This is a genomic window from Lysinibacillus sp. EB106-09-02-XG168 (assembly GCF_058791475.1).
The window spans coordinates 4,586,862-4,606,641 of the sequence record NZ_JBYTDN010000003.1 but is presented as its reverse complement, the minus strand read 5'-3'; the positions used below and the strand labels follow the sequence as shown (position 1 = coordinate 4,606,641).

General features: G+C 35.4%; 15 protein-coding genes, 1 pseudogene and 1 other annotated feature. Of the genes and pseudogenes, 10 read left to right on the top strand and 6 right to left on the bottom strand.

Annotated features, from left to right (window positions below; genetic code table 11):
- Nucleotides 1-22: 22 nt before the first annotated feature.
- The 3 genes from glmS (at nucleotide 23) to AC3WSO_RS23280 (ending at nucleotide 4,940) form a co-directional block, all read left to right on the top strand.
- A complete protein-coding gene (glmS, locus tag AC3WSO_RS23290) occupies nucleotides 23-1,825 on the top strand; it encodes a glutamine--fructose-6-phosphate transaminase (isomerizing) (protein WP_492534039.1) in 1,803 nt (600 codons plus the stop codon).
- 684 nt (nucleotides 1,826-2,509) lie between these two features.
- The gene (gene tlp / locus AC3WSO_RS23285; protein WP_492534037.1) at nucleotides 2,510-2,746 is read left to right on the top strand and encodes a small acid-soluble spore protein Tlp; all 237 of its coding nucleotides are present in this window, start codon (nucleotides 2,510-2,512) and stop codon (nucleotides 2,744-2,746) included.
- 754 nt (nucleotides 2,747-3,500) lie between these two features.
- Nucleotides 3,501-4,940, top strand: coding sequence for an MDR family MFS transporter (locus AC3WSO_RS23280; RefSeq protein WP_492534035.1), 1,440 nt, complete (start codon nucleotides 3,501-3,503; stop codon nucleotides 4,938-4,940).
- Between the two features lie 76 nt (nucleotides 4,941-5,016).
- On the opposite strand, the gene AC3WSO_RS23275 is transcribed toward AC3WSO_RS23280, so the two are convergent.
- A complete protein-coding gene (locus AC3WSO_RS23275) occupies nucleotides 5,017-5,394 on the bottom strand; it encodes a winged helix-turn-helix transcriptional regulator (RefSeq protein ID WP_492534033.1) in 378 nt (125 codons plus the stop codon).
- 30 nt (nucleotides 5,395-5,424) lie between these two features.
- Here AC3WSO_RS23275 and AC3WSO_RS23270 point away from each other — a divergent pair, with 30 nt between their 5' ends.
- Nucleotides 5,425-6,144, top strand: a complete 720-nt coding sequence (locus tag AC3WSO_RS23270; protein WP_492534031.1) for a nitroreductase family protein — start codon at nucleotides 5,425-5,427, stop codon at nucleotides 6,142-6,144.
- A 123-nt stretch (nucleotides 6,145-6,267) separates the two neighbouring features.
- Nucleotides 6,268-6,509 (top strand) — a binding site (T-box leader).
- A gap of 155 nt (nucleotides 6,510-6,664) precedes the next feature.
- Nucleotides 6,665-7,879 (top strand): annotated as a pseudogene (gene tyrS / locus AC3WSO_RS23265) (tyrosine--tRNA ligase).
- A gap of 79 nt (nucleotides 7,880-7,958) precedes the next feature.
- Here the strand turns inward: tyrS and AC3WSO_RS23260 are convergent.
- The 4 genes from AC3WSO_RS23260 to AC3WSO_RS23245 form a co-directional block, all read right to left on the bottom strand.
- Nucleotides 7,959-8,900 (bottom strand): ABC transporter substrate-binding protein, encoded by a 942-nt coding sequence (locus AC3WSO_RS23260; protein WP_492534030.1) that lies wholly within the window; start codon nucleotides 8,898-8,900, stop codon nucleotides 7,959-7,961.
- A gap of 154 nt (nucleotides 8,901-9,054) precedes the next feature.
- Nucleotides 9,055-9,852 (bottom strand): ABC transporter ATP-binding protein, encoded by a 798-nt coding sequence (locus AC3WSO_RS23255; RefSeq protein WP_492534029.1) that lies wholly within the window; start codon nucleotides 9,850-9,852, stop codon nucleotides 9,055-9,057.
- Nucleotides 9,853-9,867: 15 nt separating this feature from the next.
- Nucleotides 9,868-10,884, bottom strand: a complete 1,017-nt coding sequence (locus AC3WSO_RS23250) for a FecCD family ABC transporter permease (protein ID WP_492534028.1) — start codon at nucleotides 10,882-10,884, stop codon at nucleotides 9,868-9,870.
- Nucleotides 10,881-11,936, bottom strand: coding sequence for a FecCD family ABC transporter permease (locus AC3WSO_RS23245; RefSeq protein ID WP_492534027.1), 1,056 nt, complete (start codon nucleotides 11,934-11,936; stop codon nucleotides 10,881-10,883). The genes AC3WSO_RS23250 and AC3WSO_RS23245 overlap by 4 nt, the downstream gene beginning before the upstream one ends.
- Nucleotides 11,937-12,646: 710 nt before the next feature.
- Between AC3WSO_RS23245 and AC3WSO_RS23240 the strand changes: the two genes are divergently transcribed.
- Nucleotides 12,647-14,419, top strand: a complete 1,773-nt coding sequence (locus tag AC3WSO_RS23240; protein ID WP_492534025.1) for an oleate hydratase — start codon at nucleotides 12,647-12,649, stop codon at nucleotides 14,417-14,419.
- Between the two features lie 48 nt (nucleotides 14,420-14,467).
- Here the strand turns inward: AC3WSO_RS23240 and AC3WSO_RS23235 are convergent, their stop codons facing one another.
- Complete coding sequence (locus tag AC3WSO_RS23235; protein WP_492534023.1) at nucleotides 14,468-16,132, bottom strand: methyl-accepting chemotaxis protein; 1,665 nt, start codon at nucleotides 16,130-16,132, stop codon at nucleotides 14,468-14,470.
- Nucleotides 16,133-16,421: 289 nt separating this feature from the next.
- On the opposite strand from AC3WSO_RS23235, the gene AC3WSO_RS23230 reads away from it, so the two are divergent.
- From AC3WSO_RS23230 to AC3WSO_RS23215, 4 genes are all read left to right on the top strand, one after another.
- Complete coding sequence (locus AC3WSO_RS23230; RefSeq protein WP_492534021.1) at nucleotides 16,422-16,940, top strand: RNA polymerase sigma factor; 519 nt, start codon at nucleotides 16,422-16,424, stop codon at nucleotides 16,938-16,940.
- The gene (locus tag AC3WSO_RS23225; RefSeq protein ID WP_492534019.1) at nucleotides 16,937-17,956 is read left to right on the top strand and encodes a DUF4179 domain-containing protein; all 1,020 of its coding nucleotides are present in this window, start codon (nucleotides 16,937-16,939) and stop codon (nucleotides 17,954-17,956) included. Before AC3WSO_RS23230 ends, AC3WSO_RS23225 begins: the two co-directional genes overlap by 4 nt.
- Nucleotides 17,957-18,524: 568 nt before the next feature.
- A complete protein-coding gene (locus tag AC3WSO_RS23220; RefSeq protein WP_492534017.1) occupies nucleotides 18,525-18,806 on the top strand; it encodes a CD3324 family protein in 282 nt (93 codons plus the stop codon).
- A 160-nt stretch (nucleotides 18,807-18,966) separates the two neighbouring features.
- Nucleotides 18,967-19,542 carry a GNAT family N-acetyltransferase gene (locus tag AC3WSO_RS23215; protein ID WP_492534015.1) on the top strand — a complete coding sequence of 192 codons (576 nt, stop codon included), beginning with the start codon at nucleotides 18,967-18,969 and terminating at the stop codon, nucleotides 19,540-19,542.
- The last annotated feature ends 238 nt before the right edge of the window (nucleotides 19,543-19,780 follow it).

Genomic DNA, 19,780 nt, shown 5'->3' with positions numbered 1-19,780 from the left:
GATATCGGAGGACAAGAAATTTATGTGTGGAATTGTAGGATATATTGGTGAATCAGATGCAAAGGAAATCTTATTAAAAGGTTTAGAGAAACTAGAGTACCGAGGTTATGACTCAGCAGGTATTGCAGTACGTAATGAAGATGGAGTAACAGTCTTCAAAGAAAAGGGACGTATTGCTGATTTACGTGATGCAGTAGACGAGGACGTTGCTGCAAAAGTTGGTATTGGTCATACACGTTGGGCAACTCATGGTGTGCCAAACCGTCTGAATGCACATCCTCATCAAAGTGCATCAGGACGTTTTACTTTAGTACACAACGGAGTTATTGAAAACTATCATTTATTACAAAAAACATATTTAAAAGGTATCCCGATGAAATCTGATACAGATACAGAAGTCATCGTGCAATTAGTAGAGCTATTTGTAAAAGAAGGTTTAAGTACAACTGAGGCGTTCCGTAAAACTTTATCTTTATTACATGGCTCATACGCATTAGCTCTTTTAGATGCAGAAGCGGCTGATACAATTTTCGTTGCGAAAAACAAATCACCACTTTTAGTAGGTGTTGGTGAAGGCTTCAATGTAGTAGCTTCAGATGCAATGGCGATGCTACAGGTAACAGATCAATATGTGGAGCTACACGATAAAGAGGTCGTAATCGTACACAAAGCTAGCATTGAAATTACAAAATTAGACGGTTCATTAGTAGAGCGCGCACCATACACAGCAGAGCTTGATATGAGCGATATTGAAAAAGGTACGTACCCTCACTATATGTTAAAAGAAATGGATGAGCAGCCAACAGTTATTCGTAAAATCATTCAAGCATACGAAGGCGAGAATGGCGATTTAACAATTGACGCAAATATTTTAGAAGCATTACGAGCAGCAGACCGTCTATATATTATTGCAGCCGGCACAAGCTATCATGCAGGTCTAATTGGTAAGCAATATTTCGAAAAAATGGCTGGTATTCCAGTGGAAGTTCATATTTCAAGTGAATTTGGCTACAATATGCCATTACTTTCAGAAAAACCATTGTTTATCTTTATTACACAATCAGGTGAAACAGCAGATAGCCGTCAAGTACTTGTGAAAATTAAAGAGCTTGGTTATCCAACATTAACAATTACAAATGTACCTGGCTCTACACTATCACGTGAGGCGGATCATACGCTTTTACTACATGCAGGCCCAGAAATTGCAGTAGCTTCTACAAAAGCATATGTAGCACAAGTAGCTGTACTTGCTGTAACAGCATATGTAACGGCGAAGGCTAATGGCAAAGGCTTAGAATTCGATTTAAAACAAGAACTTGCGATTGCGGCAAATGGTATCCAAACAATTATCGATTCAAAAGATGTATTAGAGGATATCGCAGAGGACTACTTAAAAATCGCACGCAACGCATTCTTTATCGGCCGTAACATCGACTTTTATGTAAGCCTTGAGGGTGCCTTGAAGCTAAAAGAAATCTCTTACATTCAAGCAGAAGGCTTCGCAGGTGGCGAGCTAAAACACGGAACAATTGCCTTAATCGAAGAAGGTACACCAGTGTTTGCCCTTGTCACACAAGAAGCAGTATCATTAAATATCCGTGGTAATGTTAAAGAGGTAGCTGCACGTGGAGCATACCCATGCATTATTGCCATGGCGGGAGTAGACGAAGACGGTGACCGTTTAGTGATCCCTCAAGTACATGAATACCTAACACCACTTGTATCTGTAGTGCCATTACAGTTAATTAGCTATTACGCAGCACTACACCGCCGCTGTGATGTAGATAAACCACGTAACTTGGCTAAATCAGTGACGGTTGAGTAATTTTATGTAGGTACAGGCTTCTTCTTGCCCATGTACAACTAAGTTGTACCCTTAGGTATATTTTCAAAGAAAAATTTAATTTCACATCAGAAAAGCGCGAGAAATCAACAATTTTAAAAGTTGAGTTCTCGTGCTTTTAAATTTTTTTATATTAGTTATATCCCTGCTTCTTTAAAGTTGTTTTAATGCCTGTACACAACTCAATCGTTACACATACAAATTAGTCGTGATGTATGAAACATTTGTGAATAACAAAAAGAGGTTTATTAACTGGTACTCAACAGTAAGTAAACCTCTTTTTCAAAATTAAAATGAACAAAAAACATGATTTCCATCCTCACCGTCAAGCATGATACGATCATAACCTTTTACATCTTTAAACCATTTAACAATTCCCTCTCTGAGGTTGTGAATTTAAAAAGAGCGCAAGTGGTCAGAAGAATTTAAGAAGGTGATTTTATCTTAACGCTTCACAATCAAAACTTTGGACGGATTTAAAGGAACATTCCTCAATAAAAAGTGAGAACACAGAGAGTGTTAAAAATAAATGATGGGGGTCATAGTCTATTTGCATATCCGTGCCAAAATGGCAAAAGCACTGACTTTTCTTGGTGAAAATTAGTGTACATATAAACATAAAAAAAATACAAACTAATTGTAACGTCGAAATTTTAGGAGGTTACCATGGATAATTCAAGACACTCAAAACCAGATGATAGGTCCAATAATGTTGAACGAATTCGAGATATCGTTAAGAACACTGAAGAAAAACTTCATGAAGCGGAGATTAGTTTGGAATTTGCAGACCCTATGCAAAGTGAAATGATTAAAGAAAAAAATAAGCGACGTCAAAAGTCAATTGAAGGATTAAAAGAAGAAATGCAAGATGAAATGGCAGCACGTAAAAAAGGAGAAGTGTAGAATTGGAGACTTTGGAAGAGTAACTACCTTTTCTCCAACTTAAAAGTACTTCCCAACAAAAGCAGATGGCTTAGAAGTTCTATAATGGGCTTCTATATCGCCGTCTGCTTTTATTATGAGATTGTAAATGACTTATTATAAACCTAAGGACTTTCCGGAAGAAGATTACCACATTAGATTTTTATATAGCTAAAAATATTTAGTGGATTAGTATGTCAGATTGGCGAAACCAGTGGGAATTTAACAGAACTTGAAGAGATATATTTTTAATTGAAAATCTAACTCCTACTAAATGATGTAACGTAAAAACCCAGCTTCTTTTATATTAATTTGCAGAGAAGTTGGGCTTTTGATTAAAGTAACAAGCACTTTTAAATGAGATTAACTATGACGCTCCGTTATTCTACTTTCTCAATTTACAACTTTATTATCTCTTCACATCAATCACCTCTTTAGCTTCTCTTTGAGATGGTTTTTTTTATGGGTATTTGTGTTAAAATTAATGATTGTCTTGTGAATTATATAATGAGCAATTATCAAGAAGGGTAATATGTAACTTTCTTTTTTATTGATGAGGGAGAAATTAACGGGGTCTGACGATAATTGTTTTATTGATATCATTATTGAAATCCGTTTCAATGGTGGAGGTATTCAAATTGACGATTTAGAAGATACATAGTTTTAGTTGATATATAATTAAAAAAACTTAGCTATATATTGGGTTTTTAACTAGATGAAAGTGAAAGGGAAAAGTATGAGAAAAAAAGTTATTTTATCATTAATGTTAATGACATTTCTTTCTGCTGTAGAAGGAACAATTATTAGTACAGCAATCCCCCGTATTACGAATGATCTGTCCGGTGTCGAACTTGTTAGTTGGGTTTATGCAATTTATATGCTTGCCACAGCTGTTTCGACTCCAATCTACGGGAAACTGGCTGATTTATTCGGTCGTAAAAAAGTTTTACTGATCGGAGCTACAATATTTTTAATTGGCTCTGCACTTTGCGGTATCGTTACATCGATGGAACAGCTCATCGTCTTTCGTGCCCTTCAAGGTCTAGGTGCTGGCGCTATTATGCCAATAACAATGACAATCATTGGTGACTTATATAGCGAAGTGAAAGACCGTGCAAAAGCACAGGGGTGGATTAGTGCTGTTTGGGGTATCTCTGGTGTGATCGGACCATTAGTTGGCGGATTTTTAGTCGATTCCCTTTCTTGGCGCTATATCTTCTTCTTAAACGTTCCATTTGGAATTATCGCTTGCATAATGATTGTCATTTATTATAAAGAATCTATTAAGCCAGCTAAGCATCATGTCGACTATCTTGGTGCAACAGTATTCTCTTTAAGTACAATCGCTCTACTATACGCGTTATTAACAGGTAGCAGTCAGCAAAACTGGGAGGACATGACAATTGTTGGTCTCTTAATCTTTGCAGCTGTTTCATTCATTATTTTCTTATTCATTGAGAAAAAATCTCCGGAACCATTAATTCCGCTAGCACTTTTCTCTAACCGTACATTATCTATTATTAATATACTAACACTTATTTCGGGTGCAATGATTATTAGTATTACAATGTATCTTCCGATTTGGAGCCAAGGTGTATTAGGAAAAAACGCCACAGACGCCGGACTCATTTTAATGCCACTACCTGTAATGTGGACATTCGGCACTATTTTTTCAGGTAAATTAGTTGGTAGTCTAAATACAAAACAAATTATTCTACTTGGAGCTAGCGTTCTTTCAGTTGCTGCCTTTTCATTATTTACATTATCGACAGATTCACCAGCATTCCTAATTTATGTTGCAGTTGGGTTATTCGGCTTAGGGATGGGACTTATTACACCTATCTACATGGTAACAATTCAAGCAGCTGTTCCAAATCATACGCGCGGGACGGCAATTGGCTTAAACACATTTATCAATACGTTTAGCCAAACATTAGGAGCCGCAGTTTTCGGGGCGATGTTCAATACGATGATTCATGCACGTGGTATTAAAAACCTTGATCTTGTAACTTCTGGAGGACATGAAGGAACTACAGCAAACGTAGTAACCGAATCGCAAGAAGCATTAGCTTCAAGTGTACATTTTATTTATATGGGAACTTTTATATTAGCACTAGGAACTTTAGTAATTGTTTGGTTCTTATTAAAGCCAACCACACAAACTAGGGAGCAATAAAAAAAGAGGACAAAGCTTGTCCTCTTTTTTTATATGTATATACTAGTAACTCCATATTGTTTTCGATTTTGTTTATCTAATTTATAGATTGCGGACCATCAGGTAAAGTTTGATCACAATAGATTTGTTGTTCTTTATCTATACCTTTAATAGATGCATACTTATTACCCCATGCACACATTGTGTTTAATACTGGCACAAATGATCTTCCTAAATCCGTTAAGCTGTATTCTACTTTTGGTGGTACCTCTTTAAAAATTTCTCTTCGTAAAAGTCCATCTCTTTCTAACTGTTTCAATTGATCCGTTAAGACCTTTTGTGTAATTCCAGGTAATAAATCATAAAACTCTTTTGTCCTTATTGATTTTTGGCTCAAGAAAAAGAGTATTAAACATTTCCATTTTCCACCTGCGATATTCATAAAAATGTTGATTCCAGTATTATAGTTAACCATGTGCTTTCTCCCCTAAATAGGCACATAAAAGTGGCTATACCACATTTTTGTGCGTTATTTTCTTATTTATTATTGCTTACTATAATTAAAGGTGCAATAAATAAAAATGTCGGAGTTGATACAATGAGTGTAAAAAATATTTTGGAAAAAAGACGTTCAGTTAGACATTACGATTCAAGCTATAACATAAGTTCTGAAATTCTAACGTCATTAGTTGAAAGCGCAAGTAAGTCACCTAATGGAAATAATATTCAAGCTACTCGATACTTAATTATTGATGATCCGGATTTAAGAAATTTATTAATGCCTATAGCTTTTAATCAACAACAAGTGACAGAAGCTTCAACTTTAATTGTTATGTTGGGTGATTATCAGGCATTTGACAAAGATAATATTATTAAGATACATGAAGAAGGCTTTCAAGCGGGCTATTTTGATGAATCGCTAAGAGATTATTTAGCGAATGCGGCAATAAATTATTATGAAAATAAATCAAAAGAAGATTTAAAACTAGAATTAACTCGAGATGTGAGTCTTGCGTCAATGTCATTAATTTTGTTAGCAAATGAAGCTGGTTTTGACACAATTACTATGTCAGGCTATGATTCTAAGGAATTAAAAGATATCTTAAATATTTCTGAAAGGTATTTAGACGTTATGCTTATAGCCATTGGTAAAGGTACTAAAGCCGGCCATAAGACCGTAAGGCATAATGTTAGTAAGATAATGTATAGAAACAACATAATTTAGTGTTCTTATCGTCTTTACAAAAATAGTATCACCTTAATTTATTGACAATTCAAATAAAGGTACTATAATAATTAACAAGATTTGCATAACGAAAAACTGTTGATAACAGTTTGGAGTATAAGAGTAAAAGCATAGAAGAGAACGAGTAGTTTTAATGGAACTTACAGAAAGTAGCCGGTCGATGAGAGGCGCAAGGAAAGTTAAAATGAATACATCTTGGAGCTGCGTACCGAACTTTAGTAGGCTACGACGGGTTTGCATCCGTAATCATTGCAAAGGTATCGCCATTTGGCCGTACCTATTGAGAAGGGTTATGTGAATAACTCTTAAATTAAGGTGGTAACACGTTCATACGCGTCCTTTAGGTTAATTCCTAAAGGGCGTTTTTTTTATTTTCATTAGCAAAAGAGCATCTGCTGAATGAAGATTTAGCTTTCGGACGTAATTACGCCAAGGCGAAATTGATTTTTGCTCTTATAGAACTTGCAATATGAATTCAATATTTAAGGAGTTGTATTGTATGTTTTTAAAACCAGAGGAACAATTAGAAATTATTCAAAAGGGTGTAGGTAAGATTGTTAATAGAGAAGAGTTATTAGTAAAATTAGACCATTCTTTTAAGGAACAAAAGCCTTTAACGATTAAGCTTGGTTTAGATCCTTCTGCGCCAGACATTCATTTAGGGCATGCTGTTGTGCTACGGAAAATTAAACAAATGCAAGATTTAGGTCATCGAGTGGTCATTATTATTGGCAATTTTACGGGGCGTATAGGAGACCCAACAGGAAAAGCAAAAGGGCGCATTGCGTTAAGTGATGAAATTGTAAAGGAAAACGCTAAAACATATTGTGAGCAAATTTATAAAATTTTAAATAAGGAAAAGACTGCTGTACCTTTTAATAGTGAGTGGTTATCAACGTTAACGTTTGAGGAGTTTATCAAATTAGCTGCGACGACTTCTGTAGCGCGTATGTTAGAACGTGATGATTTCCAAAAGCGCTATAACAATCATGTGCCAATTGGCATTCATGAATTTTTCTATCCTTTAATGCAAGCGTATGATTCAGTCGAAACTTTTGCTGATATTGAATTAGGCGGTACCGACCAAACGTTTAATATTTTAATGGGGCGCACATTACAAAAGCATTTAGGGCTTGAGAAACAAATTGCCATTTTCATGCCGTTATTAGAAGGTTTAGATGGTGTTGAAAAAATGAGTAAAAGCTTAGGGAATTATATTGGCGTAAATGAAGTACCAGAAGTAATGTTCAAAAAAGTAATGGAAGTACCTGATGCATTAATTATTAAATATTTTGAACTTGCAACAGATGAACATCCTAACGTGATTAAAGAAGTGGAAGAGCGATTATTAAAAGGTGAAAATCCGCGAGATATCAAACTAGAGTTAGCAGAAATTATTACTACTTTGTATCATGGGGGAAAGTCTATGAAGGAAGCGAAGTAATATTTTGAAACAGCATTTCAAAAGAAAAAAATCCCTGATAACATACCCTCGATAGTAATTGAAATAGGAAAAGAATCTGTACTAGATATTATTCCCTCATTAATTGCCAAAGACTATATTAAAAGTAAAAGTGAATTTATACGTTTAATGAAACAAAATGGCGTTTCTTTAAATGGTGAAAAACTTACAGTAGATGATATTGATAAAATCTTAATGAATGATGAAGTTTTACAAATTGGGAAGAAACGATTTATACGATTTATAAAATAAGAGTGATTAAGTTAATTATTCGTAAAAGGGTAGAAAAGATAAAATCACCTTCGAATAACGAAGGTGATTCTATCTTTTATTATTTCCCTAAAACAAATTCAGCAATTTCATCTAAAATCATTTCTTTACCAAGAGGGAAGTATCCTTTATTGACTGCATCATTTTTAATAATAAATACGTGGTTGTTCTTAACTGCGTTCATGTTTTTCCAAATTGTTTCTTCTTGGAATTCTTTTAAACGTTCAGAACCGTCACCTGTTGTAAATACGAATAGGTATTCTGGATTGTAGTCAATTAAAGCTTCTTTTTGTACTTGTACTAATGGTTCATCCATTGGTGTACCTGGAACTGCTGGTAATTTTAAATCTTTAAAGAGTACGCTACCATAACCATAGTCACCGTATACACGGAATGCATTTGGATATGCTGCCATTTTCATGAACGTCGCGTCACCAGTTTTAGCAACGATTTTGTCGTGTAACTTGCTTGCCTTTTCGTCATACTGTTTGAACCATTCTTCTGTCTCTTTTTCTTTATCGAAGATTTTGCCTAACTCCTCGAACTTTGGACGCCATTGATCTAATGGAGTTTTTAACATAACAGTCGGTGCAATTTTAGATAGTTGATCATAGATTTTTTCTTGACGATCATTGATAAGAATTAAATCTGGTTTTGCAGCAGCTACTGCTTCGATGTTAATTTTGTCACCCCATGCTGAGCCTACGGGTTTTACATCTTTTAATTTATCTGCAATATGTGGATCAATCTCTTCCTGAGACGTATTTGCAGTAATGATTGGTTTCATGCCAAAGATTAATAATTCTTCTGTTGAACCACTAAGGTCAGCAATTTTCTTTGGATTAGCAGGGATTTTAATTTCCCCTTTTGCGTGTTCTACCGTACGCTCTTCTGCTTTTGCGTCGGTCTTTTCTTCTTCTTTCTTATCTGAAGAACAAGCTGCAAATAGTATAGATGTAACAACTAATACCATTGCTAGTAACGATAGTTTAAATTTCTTCATATTTTTGTTCCTCCCGGATAATTTGTCTACGACCCATTTCATTCTAATGGGTGTTCAGCCTCTCAGGCTAAGTGAGGAGCTCAGCACCCATTAGAATGCTTCCTCTCTATCTATTTAAGAGGGGAAGGGGGATTTCCTAGTATGCTTTTTCCTGTCATAGATTATTAACTAATGTTAAATCGTAAGTTAAACAAATAGGCTTACTGTTTACAGGACACGAAACGATTAGTGCTTCAATTTCAAACACATTTCGAAGTGTGTCACTTGTCATTACTTCGTCTGGAGTTCCTTGATGCATCAGTTTACCAGCTTTTAAAGCAACCATATGATCAGAAAAACGAGAAGCATGGTTTAAATCATGAATGACCATCACGATTGTACGGCCTTCTTCCTGATTTAATTTTTTCAATAGCTTTAATATTTCTAACTGGTGAGCCATATCTAAGTAAGTTGTCGGCTCATCTAATACAAGTAAATCCGTTCCTTGAGCAAGCGCCATCGCAATCCAAACTCGTTGGCGTTGGCCACCTGATAAAGCTTCTGCTGAACGGTTTGCAAATTCTGTCATCCCTGTCACTTCAAGTGCCCAGTGAATATAGCGATAATCTTCTTCCTTCAGCGTTCCAAATCCATTTTGGTGTGGAAAACGACCATATGAAACAAGCTCAAACACAGTAAGACCTGTCGGCACTTCTGCAGTCTGCGGTAAAATTGCCATTTTCTTTGCAATTTCTTTCGTTGACTGTTTCTCAATTGCTTTTCCATCAAGATAAACAGACCCGCGTTTTGCCTTTAAGATGCGAGAAGCTGCTTTTAACAATGTAGATTTCCCACATCCATTTGGTCCAATAATCGTTGTAATCTTTCCTTCGGGGATCTCCACTGATAGTCCATCTATAATTAATCCTTCATTATAGCCAACGGATATCGAATCAACTGCTAAAGTTACCATTAAAAAAGACTCCTTTTATTTTGTCCTCATAAGTAAATAAATAAAATAGGGTGCACCAATAATAGAAATAACAAAACCGACTGGTATCTCTGAGGTTGTTAGTACACTTCTTGAAATTAAATCTGCAAATAGTAATAGAAGCGTGCCAATTAATGCTGCTGTCGGTAACATAATTTGATGTTTCCCCCCAACAAGGCGTCTTGCCAAATGGGGTGCCATTAATCCGATAAATCCAATTCCACCAGCAACGGCTACCGATGCACCGGCCAAGCAAACGGCGATAAATAATAACTTACGTCTTTCCTTCTCTACATTTAGACCAAGGCCAACCGCTGCTGCATCTCCTAAATTCATGACATTCAATACATGTGCCTTGCAAAATGCAATTGGTATAAATATGAGCATCCAAGGAAGTGTACTTAATACAAATTTCCAATCGGTACCCCATAAACTCCCTGCCAACCAAATAGTTGCAAAACGAAAATCATTTGAAGTCATTTTCATCGAGAAGATTAAACTAACAGCACCGAATCCTGCTGCAACTGCAATACCGACAAGAATTAAACGAGTGGATGAAACACCGTTCTTCCAAGCTAGCGTATAAATAATAACCGCTGCTAATAATGCACCAACTAACGCAAATAACGGAAGAATGAATACAGATAGTGGCGTACCGGTTTCAACTTTCCCGAAGAAAAAATAGACGAAAACTACAACTGTTAATCCGGCACCAGCATTTATACCGATGATGCCTGGGTCAGCAAGTGGATTTCGAGATAAACCTTGCATGATAGCCCCTGATATCGCCAGCGCTGAGCCAACTAAAATAGCAATAACCATACGAGGCATACGAAACTCGAATAAAATGACTGATTGTTCTTCAGAACCTAAACCAATTAACGATTTCAATACTTCTATTGGCGGTATTTTAAACGTTCCTGTATTTAAGCTAATGAGAAATACTGATACAATTAGGCAAGCTAAAATAGCTAAAACTGAAATATTCTTTGTTGTTAAGATACGTTGCCTCATATTTTCCCTCTCCCTTCATTACGAGCTAAATAAAGGAAGAATGGAACACCGATTAAAGCTGTAATTGCACCAATTGGCGTTTCAAATGGAGGGTTGATCACCCGCGATAACATATCTGCACATTCTATTAATAACCCACCTAGTACTGCTGAACATGGAATGACCCATCTATAATCGGATCCGACGAGAAAACGCGTCATATGTGGGATAACAAGTCCAACAAATCCGACAGAGCCTGCCATAGATACAGCTGAGCCCGTTAAAACAAGCACAAGTACAGTACCTATAAATTTAATGAAGGTTGTATTTTGCCCAAGTCCAATTGCAATCTCTTCACCGAAACTTAAAATAGTAATGTATCTTGACAATAATATGGCAATAACAAGACAAAGCAGTCCAATTGGTAGCAACATTTCAATACTTACCCATTTCACACCTGAAACGCCTCCTGCATTCCACATGCTTACTTCTTGAGCAAGATTGAAATAAAGTGCGATACTAGACGAAATGGCCCCAAGCAGTGCACTAATCGCTGCACCAGCTAACGCTAATTTAACAGGTGTTAGCCCTCCTGGTGAGAACGAACCCACACCATATACAATACTTGCACCAAATGCAGCACCAATAAATGAAGCAAAAACAAACATTATGTATGGGGAATTAGGGAAAAAAGCATATGTAATGGCAATTCCAAATACCGCACCATCTGTAATCCCCATTAAAGAAGGTGAGGCAAGAGGGTTACGTGTCATACCTTGCATAATTGCTCCAGATACAGCTAGAAACGCACCAGCGACTACTCCTCCAATTGCTCTCGGGATGCGAAGCTCCCAAATGACATTATGATGTGTAAGTGAATCATCAAATTGAAAAACAGCTTGCCAGACAGTCTTTAAACTAATATCTGCTGCTCCAAATGAAATGGACGTGCTCATACTTAAAGCTAATAAAATCGTACCTGCTATTAAAATAATAGAAGCTATAAGCGGTCTGCTCTTAATCTTTTTCATATTCGCTTCTTGTTGTTCTACGCTCTTTGCGCTTGCTTCCATTCGTTAACCATCCTAACTAACAACATATATTCTTTTGAATGAGAGATATTCTCAATCGATAATAAAAAAATATGGTTCTCATCTTAATTGATAATGATTCTCATAATCACTCGTCCTATTCTACATACCGTCCTTTTAAGTGTCAAACTTTATTTTTTTAAATATATTAATTTTGTTTATTTTTATACGTTTGAAAATTCGTTTACAGCGCTTACATTAAGTGGTTTATCAAGAATAGTGGAGGATGTAAAATTATACGTAGGATAATAAATTTGCATAGAAGTTTAAAAAGTAGATTTTACAAAATTTAGGTAAAACAGATTGAATTAAAAAGTTGAATTACTGTTTTTTTGTTTTCTTACTATAGTAATTATGTGAAGCTGCACTTGAAAGGTTGTGTACTATAACGACTTAGGACCTTCTTAAGGTTAATAGTATAGAAGGAAATCATTCAATAAATCCAAGTTCCTAATAGTTTAACCGCTACAATGCCAATCTAATTTTAGGTGTTGCATAAAATCCTTTATTTAAAAGATATTGATAAACAATTTATAAAAATGCAATGAATTGTTATGTCAAATAATAGGGTATATGTATATGTAATGTTTAACTGTAATATTGAATTTTTTGTTAATTTATCTCTCATTTTACCATTATCATGCGAATTGGTGGTATGCTATATCACGATAATAGTTTATGGAGGCGGTATTATGTATTACAGTAATGGTAATTATGAGGCTTTCGCACGTCCTAAAAAACCTGAGGGTGTTGATGAGAAGTCAGCGTATCTTGTTGGTTCGGGGTTAGCTTCACTGTCAGCCGCATGTTTTTTAATTCGTGATGGTCAAATGAAGGGAGAGAATATTCATATTCTCGAAGAGCTAGATATCTCAGGAGGTAGCCTTGATGGTATTCTAAATCCGACAAGAGGTTTTATTATCCGTGGTGGTCGGGAAATGGAAGATCATTTTGAGTGCTTATGGGATTTATTCCGTTCAATCCCATCTTTAGAAGTAGAAAACGCTTCTGTTTTAGATGAATTTTATTGGTTAAACAAAGAGGATCCTAACTATTCTAAATGTAGATTGATTGATAATAGAGGGCAAAGACTTGAGGATGATGGCAAGTTTACATTATCTGATAAATCTTCTGAAGAAATGATTAAATTATTCTTTACTCCTGAAGAGAAGTTAGACGATGTGAAAATTACAGATGTTTTCTCTGAAGAGTTCTTTGAATCAAACTTCTGGCTATATTGGTCAACGATGTTTGCTTTTGAAAAATGGCATTCAGCAATGGAAATGCGTCGTTATATTATGCGTTTCATTCACCATGTTGGGGGTCTACCTGATTTATCTGCTTTAAAATTTACGAAATATAATCAGTACGAATCGTTAGTACTGCCTATGATTAAATATTTAGAAAGCCATAATGTTGATTTCCAATTTAATACTGTTGTAGAGAATGTTTTAGTTGATAAAGTGGGAGACAAAAAAGTAGCTCATACTTTAGTGTTAAAACAAAATGGTGTGAAAAAGAACATTGAGTTAACAGAAAATGAATTAGTATTTGTTACAAATGGCAGTATTACGGAGAGTACAACTTATGGTGACAATAATACGCCAGCACCTATAAGCACTGATTTAGGCGGAAGCTGGTCACTTTGGAAAAACATCGCTTCTCAAGATTCTGAGTTTGGTAGACCAGAAAAATTCTGCGATGATCTTCCAGAAGAGAGTTGGTTTGTTTCAGCAACACTAACTACATTGGACGCTAAAGTAGCTCCATATATTGAAAAGATAAGTAAAAGAGATCCATATGCAGGCAAGGTAGTAACTGGTGGTATCGTAACTGCTACAGATTCTAATTGGATGCTAAGCTATACATTAAACCGACAACCTCACTTTAAAGATCAACCAAAAGACCAATTAGTAGTTTGGATCTATGGTTTACTATCTAATAAACCTGGTGATTTTATTAAAAAGAGTATCACTGAATGTTCTGGAAGTGAGATAGCGCAAGAGTGGTTGTATCATATGGGTGTACCAGTAGATGAAATACCGGATTTAGCGCAAAATTCTTGTAATACAATTCCGTGTTACATGCCTTATATAACATCTTATTTCATGCCTAGAGCAATGGGAGATCGTCCTTTAGTTGTACCTAAAGGATCTACTAACATAGCCTTCATTGGTAACTTTAGTGAAACAGAAAGAGACACAGTATTCACAACTGAATATTCAGTAAGAACAGCGATGGAAGCTGTTTATCAATTGTTAGATATTGATCGAGGCGTTCCAGAAGTATTTGGATCTACTTATGATATTCGTACTTTGTTAGCTTCAACTGCTCGCTTACTAGATGGTAAAAAGTTAACAGATGTAGATGCGCCGTTTATGTTAAAACAAATAGGTAAATTTGGTATTCATAAAGTAAAAGACACGATTATCTATGATTTACTAAAAGACAGTAAATTGATATAAAAATATATGTTAAAAAAGCTGATTCAATTATGAATCAGCTTTTTTATATTAAATAGTGAATTTTTTCATTTCGTCTCTTAAAGCATCAGCAATAGTATTTAGGTCTTTAGCTTTTTCAGAGACAGTCTCGATGCTTTTAAGCTGTTCATTTGCGGAAGCAGAAACTTGTTCTGTTCCAGCAGAAGTTTCTACTGCAGAAGCAGATATATTTTGTACGGCACTAATGATTTGCTCCTTACGCTCATCCATCTCATGAGATAAATGTTTCACCTCTTGTGCCACTTCACTCGTTTGATCTAGAGCAATTTTTATTGTATTAAAGATCTCACTAGTATCCTTTGTAGCTTTTGCATTTTGTTCGACAATGCTAAGGCTTGTACTAATTTCCTGCACAGCACTTTTAGAAATATCCTGAATTGCAGAGATTTTATTCTTAATATCTTCAGTAGCATTAGATGTCTGTTCCGATAATTTTCGAATTTCATCAGCAACAACTGCGAAACCTTTCCCTGCTTCGCCCACGCGAGCTGACTCAATGGATGCATTTAGAGCTAATAAATTAGTTTGAGTTGCGATATCTGTAATTGTATTGACAATACTTGATATATCAGATGAAGTTTTATCTACTTCTTGAACGATTTTACTTACCTGTTGTGAAGATTCACGATTCTTCTCTGACCAAACAGAGAGTTGGTTAACAGTTTCTACACCTTCATTACTTAAATGATCAATATCCTCTGTCATGGAAGCAATCTTCTCTGTGTGCTCAATAACACGATCAATATTTCCAGATAGTTGATTTAATTGTTCTGCACTTTTCTCTGTATCATGAGCCTGCTCCTCTGTAGCTTTTGCCATTTCATTAATGGCTGAACTAATTTCATCAGTCGTACGTACCGTATCTTCAGCTATTTGAATAAGAATCTTAGAGGAATCTGATAACTCAGAACTAGTATTATGTATATTGACTGTAACATTCTTTAATGCAGAACGCATGCTAGAGATGCCTTTTGCCATAAGACCAATTTCATCTTGATGATTTAATAGCTTCTCTAATTCTTGATTTTCGGTAAAGTCTAGGCTAGTAGTTTGATGAATGACATTTTCAAGGTTCTTAATGGCAGCAACGATGCGACCGATAATCCACCACATTAAAGCACCTATAATGATAAAACTCACTATGCCTGTAATAATCTGATAGCTTAGTACAGAGTTTGTAATAGATTGAATACCGCTTTCAGGCACCCCGATATCAATTACTCCATAAAGCTCACCATCTTTATAGATAGGCTCCATGATGTCATATGTCCATATACCTTGAACTTCGGCATACCATCTTGTGAATTGTTTTTTCCCGTGTTTAGCACCGTCGATTGTGTATGCATCCTCATATGATTTCCCTAATTTCCCCTTATCACTATGCGCCACTGCTTTTACATTGGTATCAATGACAATGGCATAGGTCACATTATCTTGTTGTGCTTTTAACTCCACAAAATCTTGTAAAGATGAGATGGGATCACTCTCGGAATTTAATATAGTTTCTGCTTGCTTTGCGATTTCATAGACTTGTTCATTGGCCTTCTCAATTAAAACTTCTTTACTATTTTTACCAACAACCCATACACCTAATACGGAATTAACTACAGATGACAATAACAGCAAACTTAATGTAAAAAACAATAATCGTCTTTTAATGCTTTTGTTTTTCATATAGGTCCCCCTCAGAGTTTTCGGAACTTTATACCTAAAAAAACTCGAAATTTAAGTATAGTATTATGTAATAAAACAGGAATGTCAATAACGGATTGCGAGACTTGCTACTTAGTTTGTAGCAAAGTGAGGTATAAAAGTCCTTTGGATTTTCGACAATTCTATGAAGCTTTGAACAGATCGAAAATACCTAGAGAGTGAACAGTTAGAGTAATAAACTAATAAATCATGCAACTAACTATCAATTAAAATGCTCTAACGGTATGTAAGAGAAAAAAGAGGTGATGACATGGAATCTGAGTTTCTTGTAAAAAAAGCAAAGAAGGGCGATGGAGAAGCGTTTATACAATTAATCCGTCAATACGAAATGACACTTTATCGGACAGCAAAACGACTTGGTTTGAAAGATGAGGATATTGCAGACCTTCTACAAGATACGATTCTGACAGCGTTTGAAAAAATAGATTCTCTAAAAGAAGCGAAATATTTTAATACATGGATTTGTCGAATTCTTCTAAATAACTGTTATCGCTTTATGAAGCAGGATCAGCGTACTGTACCACTGGATGTGACGACATTACATGAACTACGACACCAAGATCAAATTTCACTTGAGTTCGATGAAGCTTTAGAGAGTTTAGATGAGCACTATCGCATTGCTTTAACGCTTTATTATGTAAGTGGACTCACGACAAAAGAAATTAGCGAATTTCTTCATGAATCAGAAGGGACGATTAAGTCGAGGATTTCTAGAGCGAAGCAATATCTGAAAAATAATTATTATGTTGAGGAGGCAGCATTACTATGAAAAAATCATTAGACGAACGTTTACATGAGGAAATGAATAAAGAACAAGAAATACCGGATATTGTGCAAAAAGCTTTTGATCGTTCCTATACAGAGATTCGCTCTACATCAAAGAAAAAGACAAAAAAACGTTGGTTGAAGCCTATCTCAGCTGCGGCTGCATGTATAGTGTTCGCATCGAGTGTGATTTTGTCTAATGATACAGCAATAGCTAAACTAAAAGCATTCCTAGGTTTCCAGGAGGATGCTGGGATTGAACTTGCTAGTCAAAATGGTGCAGTACAATATGTTGGGGTATCACAAGATTCACAAGATATTACGGTTACACTTGAAAATACATTTGCTGATGCTTATCGTGTAGGACTTCAACTGGAAATTTTGCCGAGAAATATGGATATAAAAGATATTTATAACGTAGACATTGAATATCGTATGTATGATTCGGCAGGGAAAGAAATTAACTCCCACGTGTCAGATTCAAAACCTCTCGCCCCAACAGCCATTTCGGTAAGCCCATACATGAATACGCTAAAAGATAACGATCAATCTATAATAGTAGAACTTTTATTAGAATCCAAAGAAATAGCATGGCCATCCTTAGATAATGCCCAATTAGTCATTGAAACCATTCATTTCTATACAGAGAAGAAAGGGCTTGTCACTATTAATGGAGAATGGCCATTTACATTGACACCAATGAATGTTGTAACACAATCATTTGAAGCGGAAAAATTTGTTGAGGGCATTCAACTTCAATCAGCAACTCTTACGAATGGCTCTATGCATGTAGCTTTAACGGTCGATGCAGATATTTACGAGGATGAAAATCAATTGTTTGAATGGGCATTAACAAATGAAAAGGGACAGTCCTTTTATGCACGAGGAGCCAATATAGAAATGAAAGATGGAAAAAACGTTGTTAATTTAGTTTACCCTTATAGTATTTGGAATAAAGAAAAACAATTAAGCTTAAATATAAAAGGCTACGAAAAAATAAAATTAATAAGTAAAGAATGATAGATAATTTAAATATTTAGAAGTACATTAGCAGCTATATCGCTAATGTACTTTTTCATTTGTTTATCAATAATAAAGCGAACAGGGAACATGAATCTATAAAACCTCTTTGTATTTTTGGTAATATGGGGCTCATTACCGAAAGGTGTGGACGACATTAGTAAAAACGTATGCTATGAACATAAGTAGATCTTCGTCGTTACGCTGGGCGACTCCTTGGGGATTAGCGATTTAGAGGAACGAAGGCTAAAAGCATCACGTCCTATGATAACGCCTTCGTGACCAACATCCTGTTGCCCCAAGCGGCTCATCGGACACCCCCAGGAAGCTTTGCTCTGTGCGAAAGCGAAACGACAGCAATAACAAAGCGCCCGGCCGTAACGGAAATCAACCACACGTTTTGGTGATGAATCTTATATGGTATAATATGGGTTAAAACTACAGGGATATAAGGGGGATTGTTTGATGAGAAGGTATACTATTTTGCATAGCAAAGGCTATTGCAATATAAGATAAATAAAATAGCCTTTGCTCTTCCTAAGAAATATTAACATTTAGGAGTGCAAATATGAGCTATAAAAAGGCAAAGCATATTCTACCAGCTGAGTTATTAGAGTTAATACAAGAATATGTTGATGGTGAATATATTTATATACCGCGGAGAGCAGAACATAAGAAGGACTGGGGATCCAATACTGCGACAAGAAAAGAATTAGATGTAAGAGATTTTAATATTTATAACGATTATCTGTCGGGAGCGGACACGGTTACTTTAGGTAAAAAATATTATTTGTCTTCAAAGAGTATTCAAAGAATTGTACTAAAAGAGAAAAGAAGAAGAATAGAATAGAATTAGCCAGTGTGGTTTTGACCACATTGGCTTATTTTCTTTTAGGAAATATATATGAGGTTTTTTCAGTCAATCTAGGCAGGGTATAATTTAATCAGCTTCTTTTGAACTTTCATCTTTAGTTTATTTTGATATTCATTCAAACAAAGGGGAGAAAAAAATGAACTTTACCGAATTATTAGGAACCTCTTTTCCAACAGTACAAACTGAACGGATTATATTAAGAAAGTTGAAGTTGGAGGATGCTCCTGCGCTATTCAATTATTATTCAAATGAAAATGTATATCGTTATCTTGATTGGAACGGACCAGAGACTTTAGAAAGAAGTTATGAAGTAATTCATTTTTGGAACGAAGGCTATGATAAAGGTTGGATTATTCGTTTTGCTATTGCTAACAAAGAAACGGATGAAGTTATTGGTACCATTTTCTTGAGTGAATTTGCAGGCAAACGAGCTGAACTAGGCTATGAATTATCTGAAGAATATTGGCATCGTGGCATTATGTCGGAAGCTGTTAAAGAAGTATTATCAATAGGATTTAATCAGTTAGGTTTAGTAAGAATACAGGCAATTGTCACGGAAGAAAATATAGCTTCAAAGCAGTTATTGTCGAAATTCAACTTTAAGGAAGAAGGCTGCTTAAGACAGTTTGAATGCCATAGCGTTACAGGAAAATGTAAAGATATGTTGATCTATAGTTTGTTGAATACCGAGTTTTCGAAGAAGAATATATAAGTTATATGGTAATCTCAGATGAGTTTCCAATGAAAAAAGTGTATTGGATCATAATAATCTCGAAGATGTGATATGGAAATGATGATGATTATGCTTTGTGATATTTATAGAATATATTTATGAAACGGATTGTTATACGGGCTTTGAAAAAATGCGACAAAAACCTATTTAATGAGTTTTGTCGCATTTTTACTTAGTGTTCTATTTTTTTCTATTTTCTAAACTTCCTGTAAATAGA

Coding starts and splice junctions, on each gene's coding strand:
- glmS (WP_492534039.1), top strand. CDS start 23: ATGTGTGGAATTGTAGGATATATTGGTGAATCAGATGCAAAGGAAATC.
- tlp (WP_492534037.1), top strand. CDS start 2,510: ATGGATAATTCAAGACACTCAAAACCAGATGATAGGTCCAATAATGTT.
- AC3WSO_RS23280 (WP_492534035.1), top strand. CDS start 3,501: ATGAGAAAAAAAGTTATTTTATCATTAATGTTAATGACATTTCTTTCT.
- AC3WSO_RS23275 (WP_492534033.1), bottom strand. CDS start 5,394: ATGGTTAACTATAATACTGGAATCAACATTTTTATGAATATCGCAGGT.
- AC3WSO_RS23260 (WP_492534030.1), bottom strand. CDS start 8,900: ATGAAGAAATTTAAACTATCGTTACTAGCAATGGTATTAGTTGTTACA.
- AC3WSO_RS23255 (WP_492534029.1), bottom strand. CDS start 9,852: ATGGTAACTTTAGCAGTTGATTCGATATCCGTTGGCTATAATGAAGGA.
- AC3WSO_RS23250 (WP_492534028.1), bottom strand. CDS start 10,884: ATGAGGCAACGTATCTTAACAACAAAGAATATTTCAGTTTTAGCTATT.
- AC3WSO_RS23245 (WP_492534027.1), bottom strand. CDS start 11,936: ATGGAAGCAAGCGCAAAGAGCGTAGAACAACAAGAAGCGAATATGAAA.
- AC3WSO_RS23240 (WP_492534025.1), top strand. CDS start 12,647: ATGTATTACAGTAATGGTAATTATGAGGCTTTCGCACGTCCTAAAAAA.
- AC3WSO_RS23235 (WP_492534023.1), bottom strand. CDS start 16,132: ATGAAAAACAAAAGCATTAAAAGACGATTATTGTTTTTTACATTAAGT.
- AC3WSO_RS23230 (WP_492534021.1), top strand. CDS start 16,422: ATGGAATCTGAGTTTCTTGTAAAAAAAGCAAAGAAGGGCGATGGAGAA.
- AC3WSO_RS23225 (WP_492534019.1), top strand. CDS start 16,937: ATGAAAAAATCATTAGACGAACGTTTACATGAGGAAATGAATAAAGAA.
- AC3WSO_RS23220 (WP_492534017.1), top strand. CDS start 18,525: ATGAGCTATAAAAAGGCAAAGCATATTCTACCAGCTGAGTTATTAGAG.
- AC3WSO_RS23215 (WP_492534015.1), top strand. CDS start 18,967: ATGAACTTTACCGAATTATTAGGAACCTCTTTTCCAACAGTACAAACT.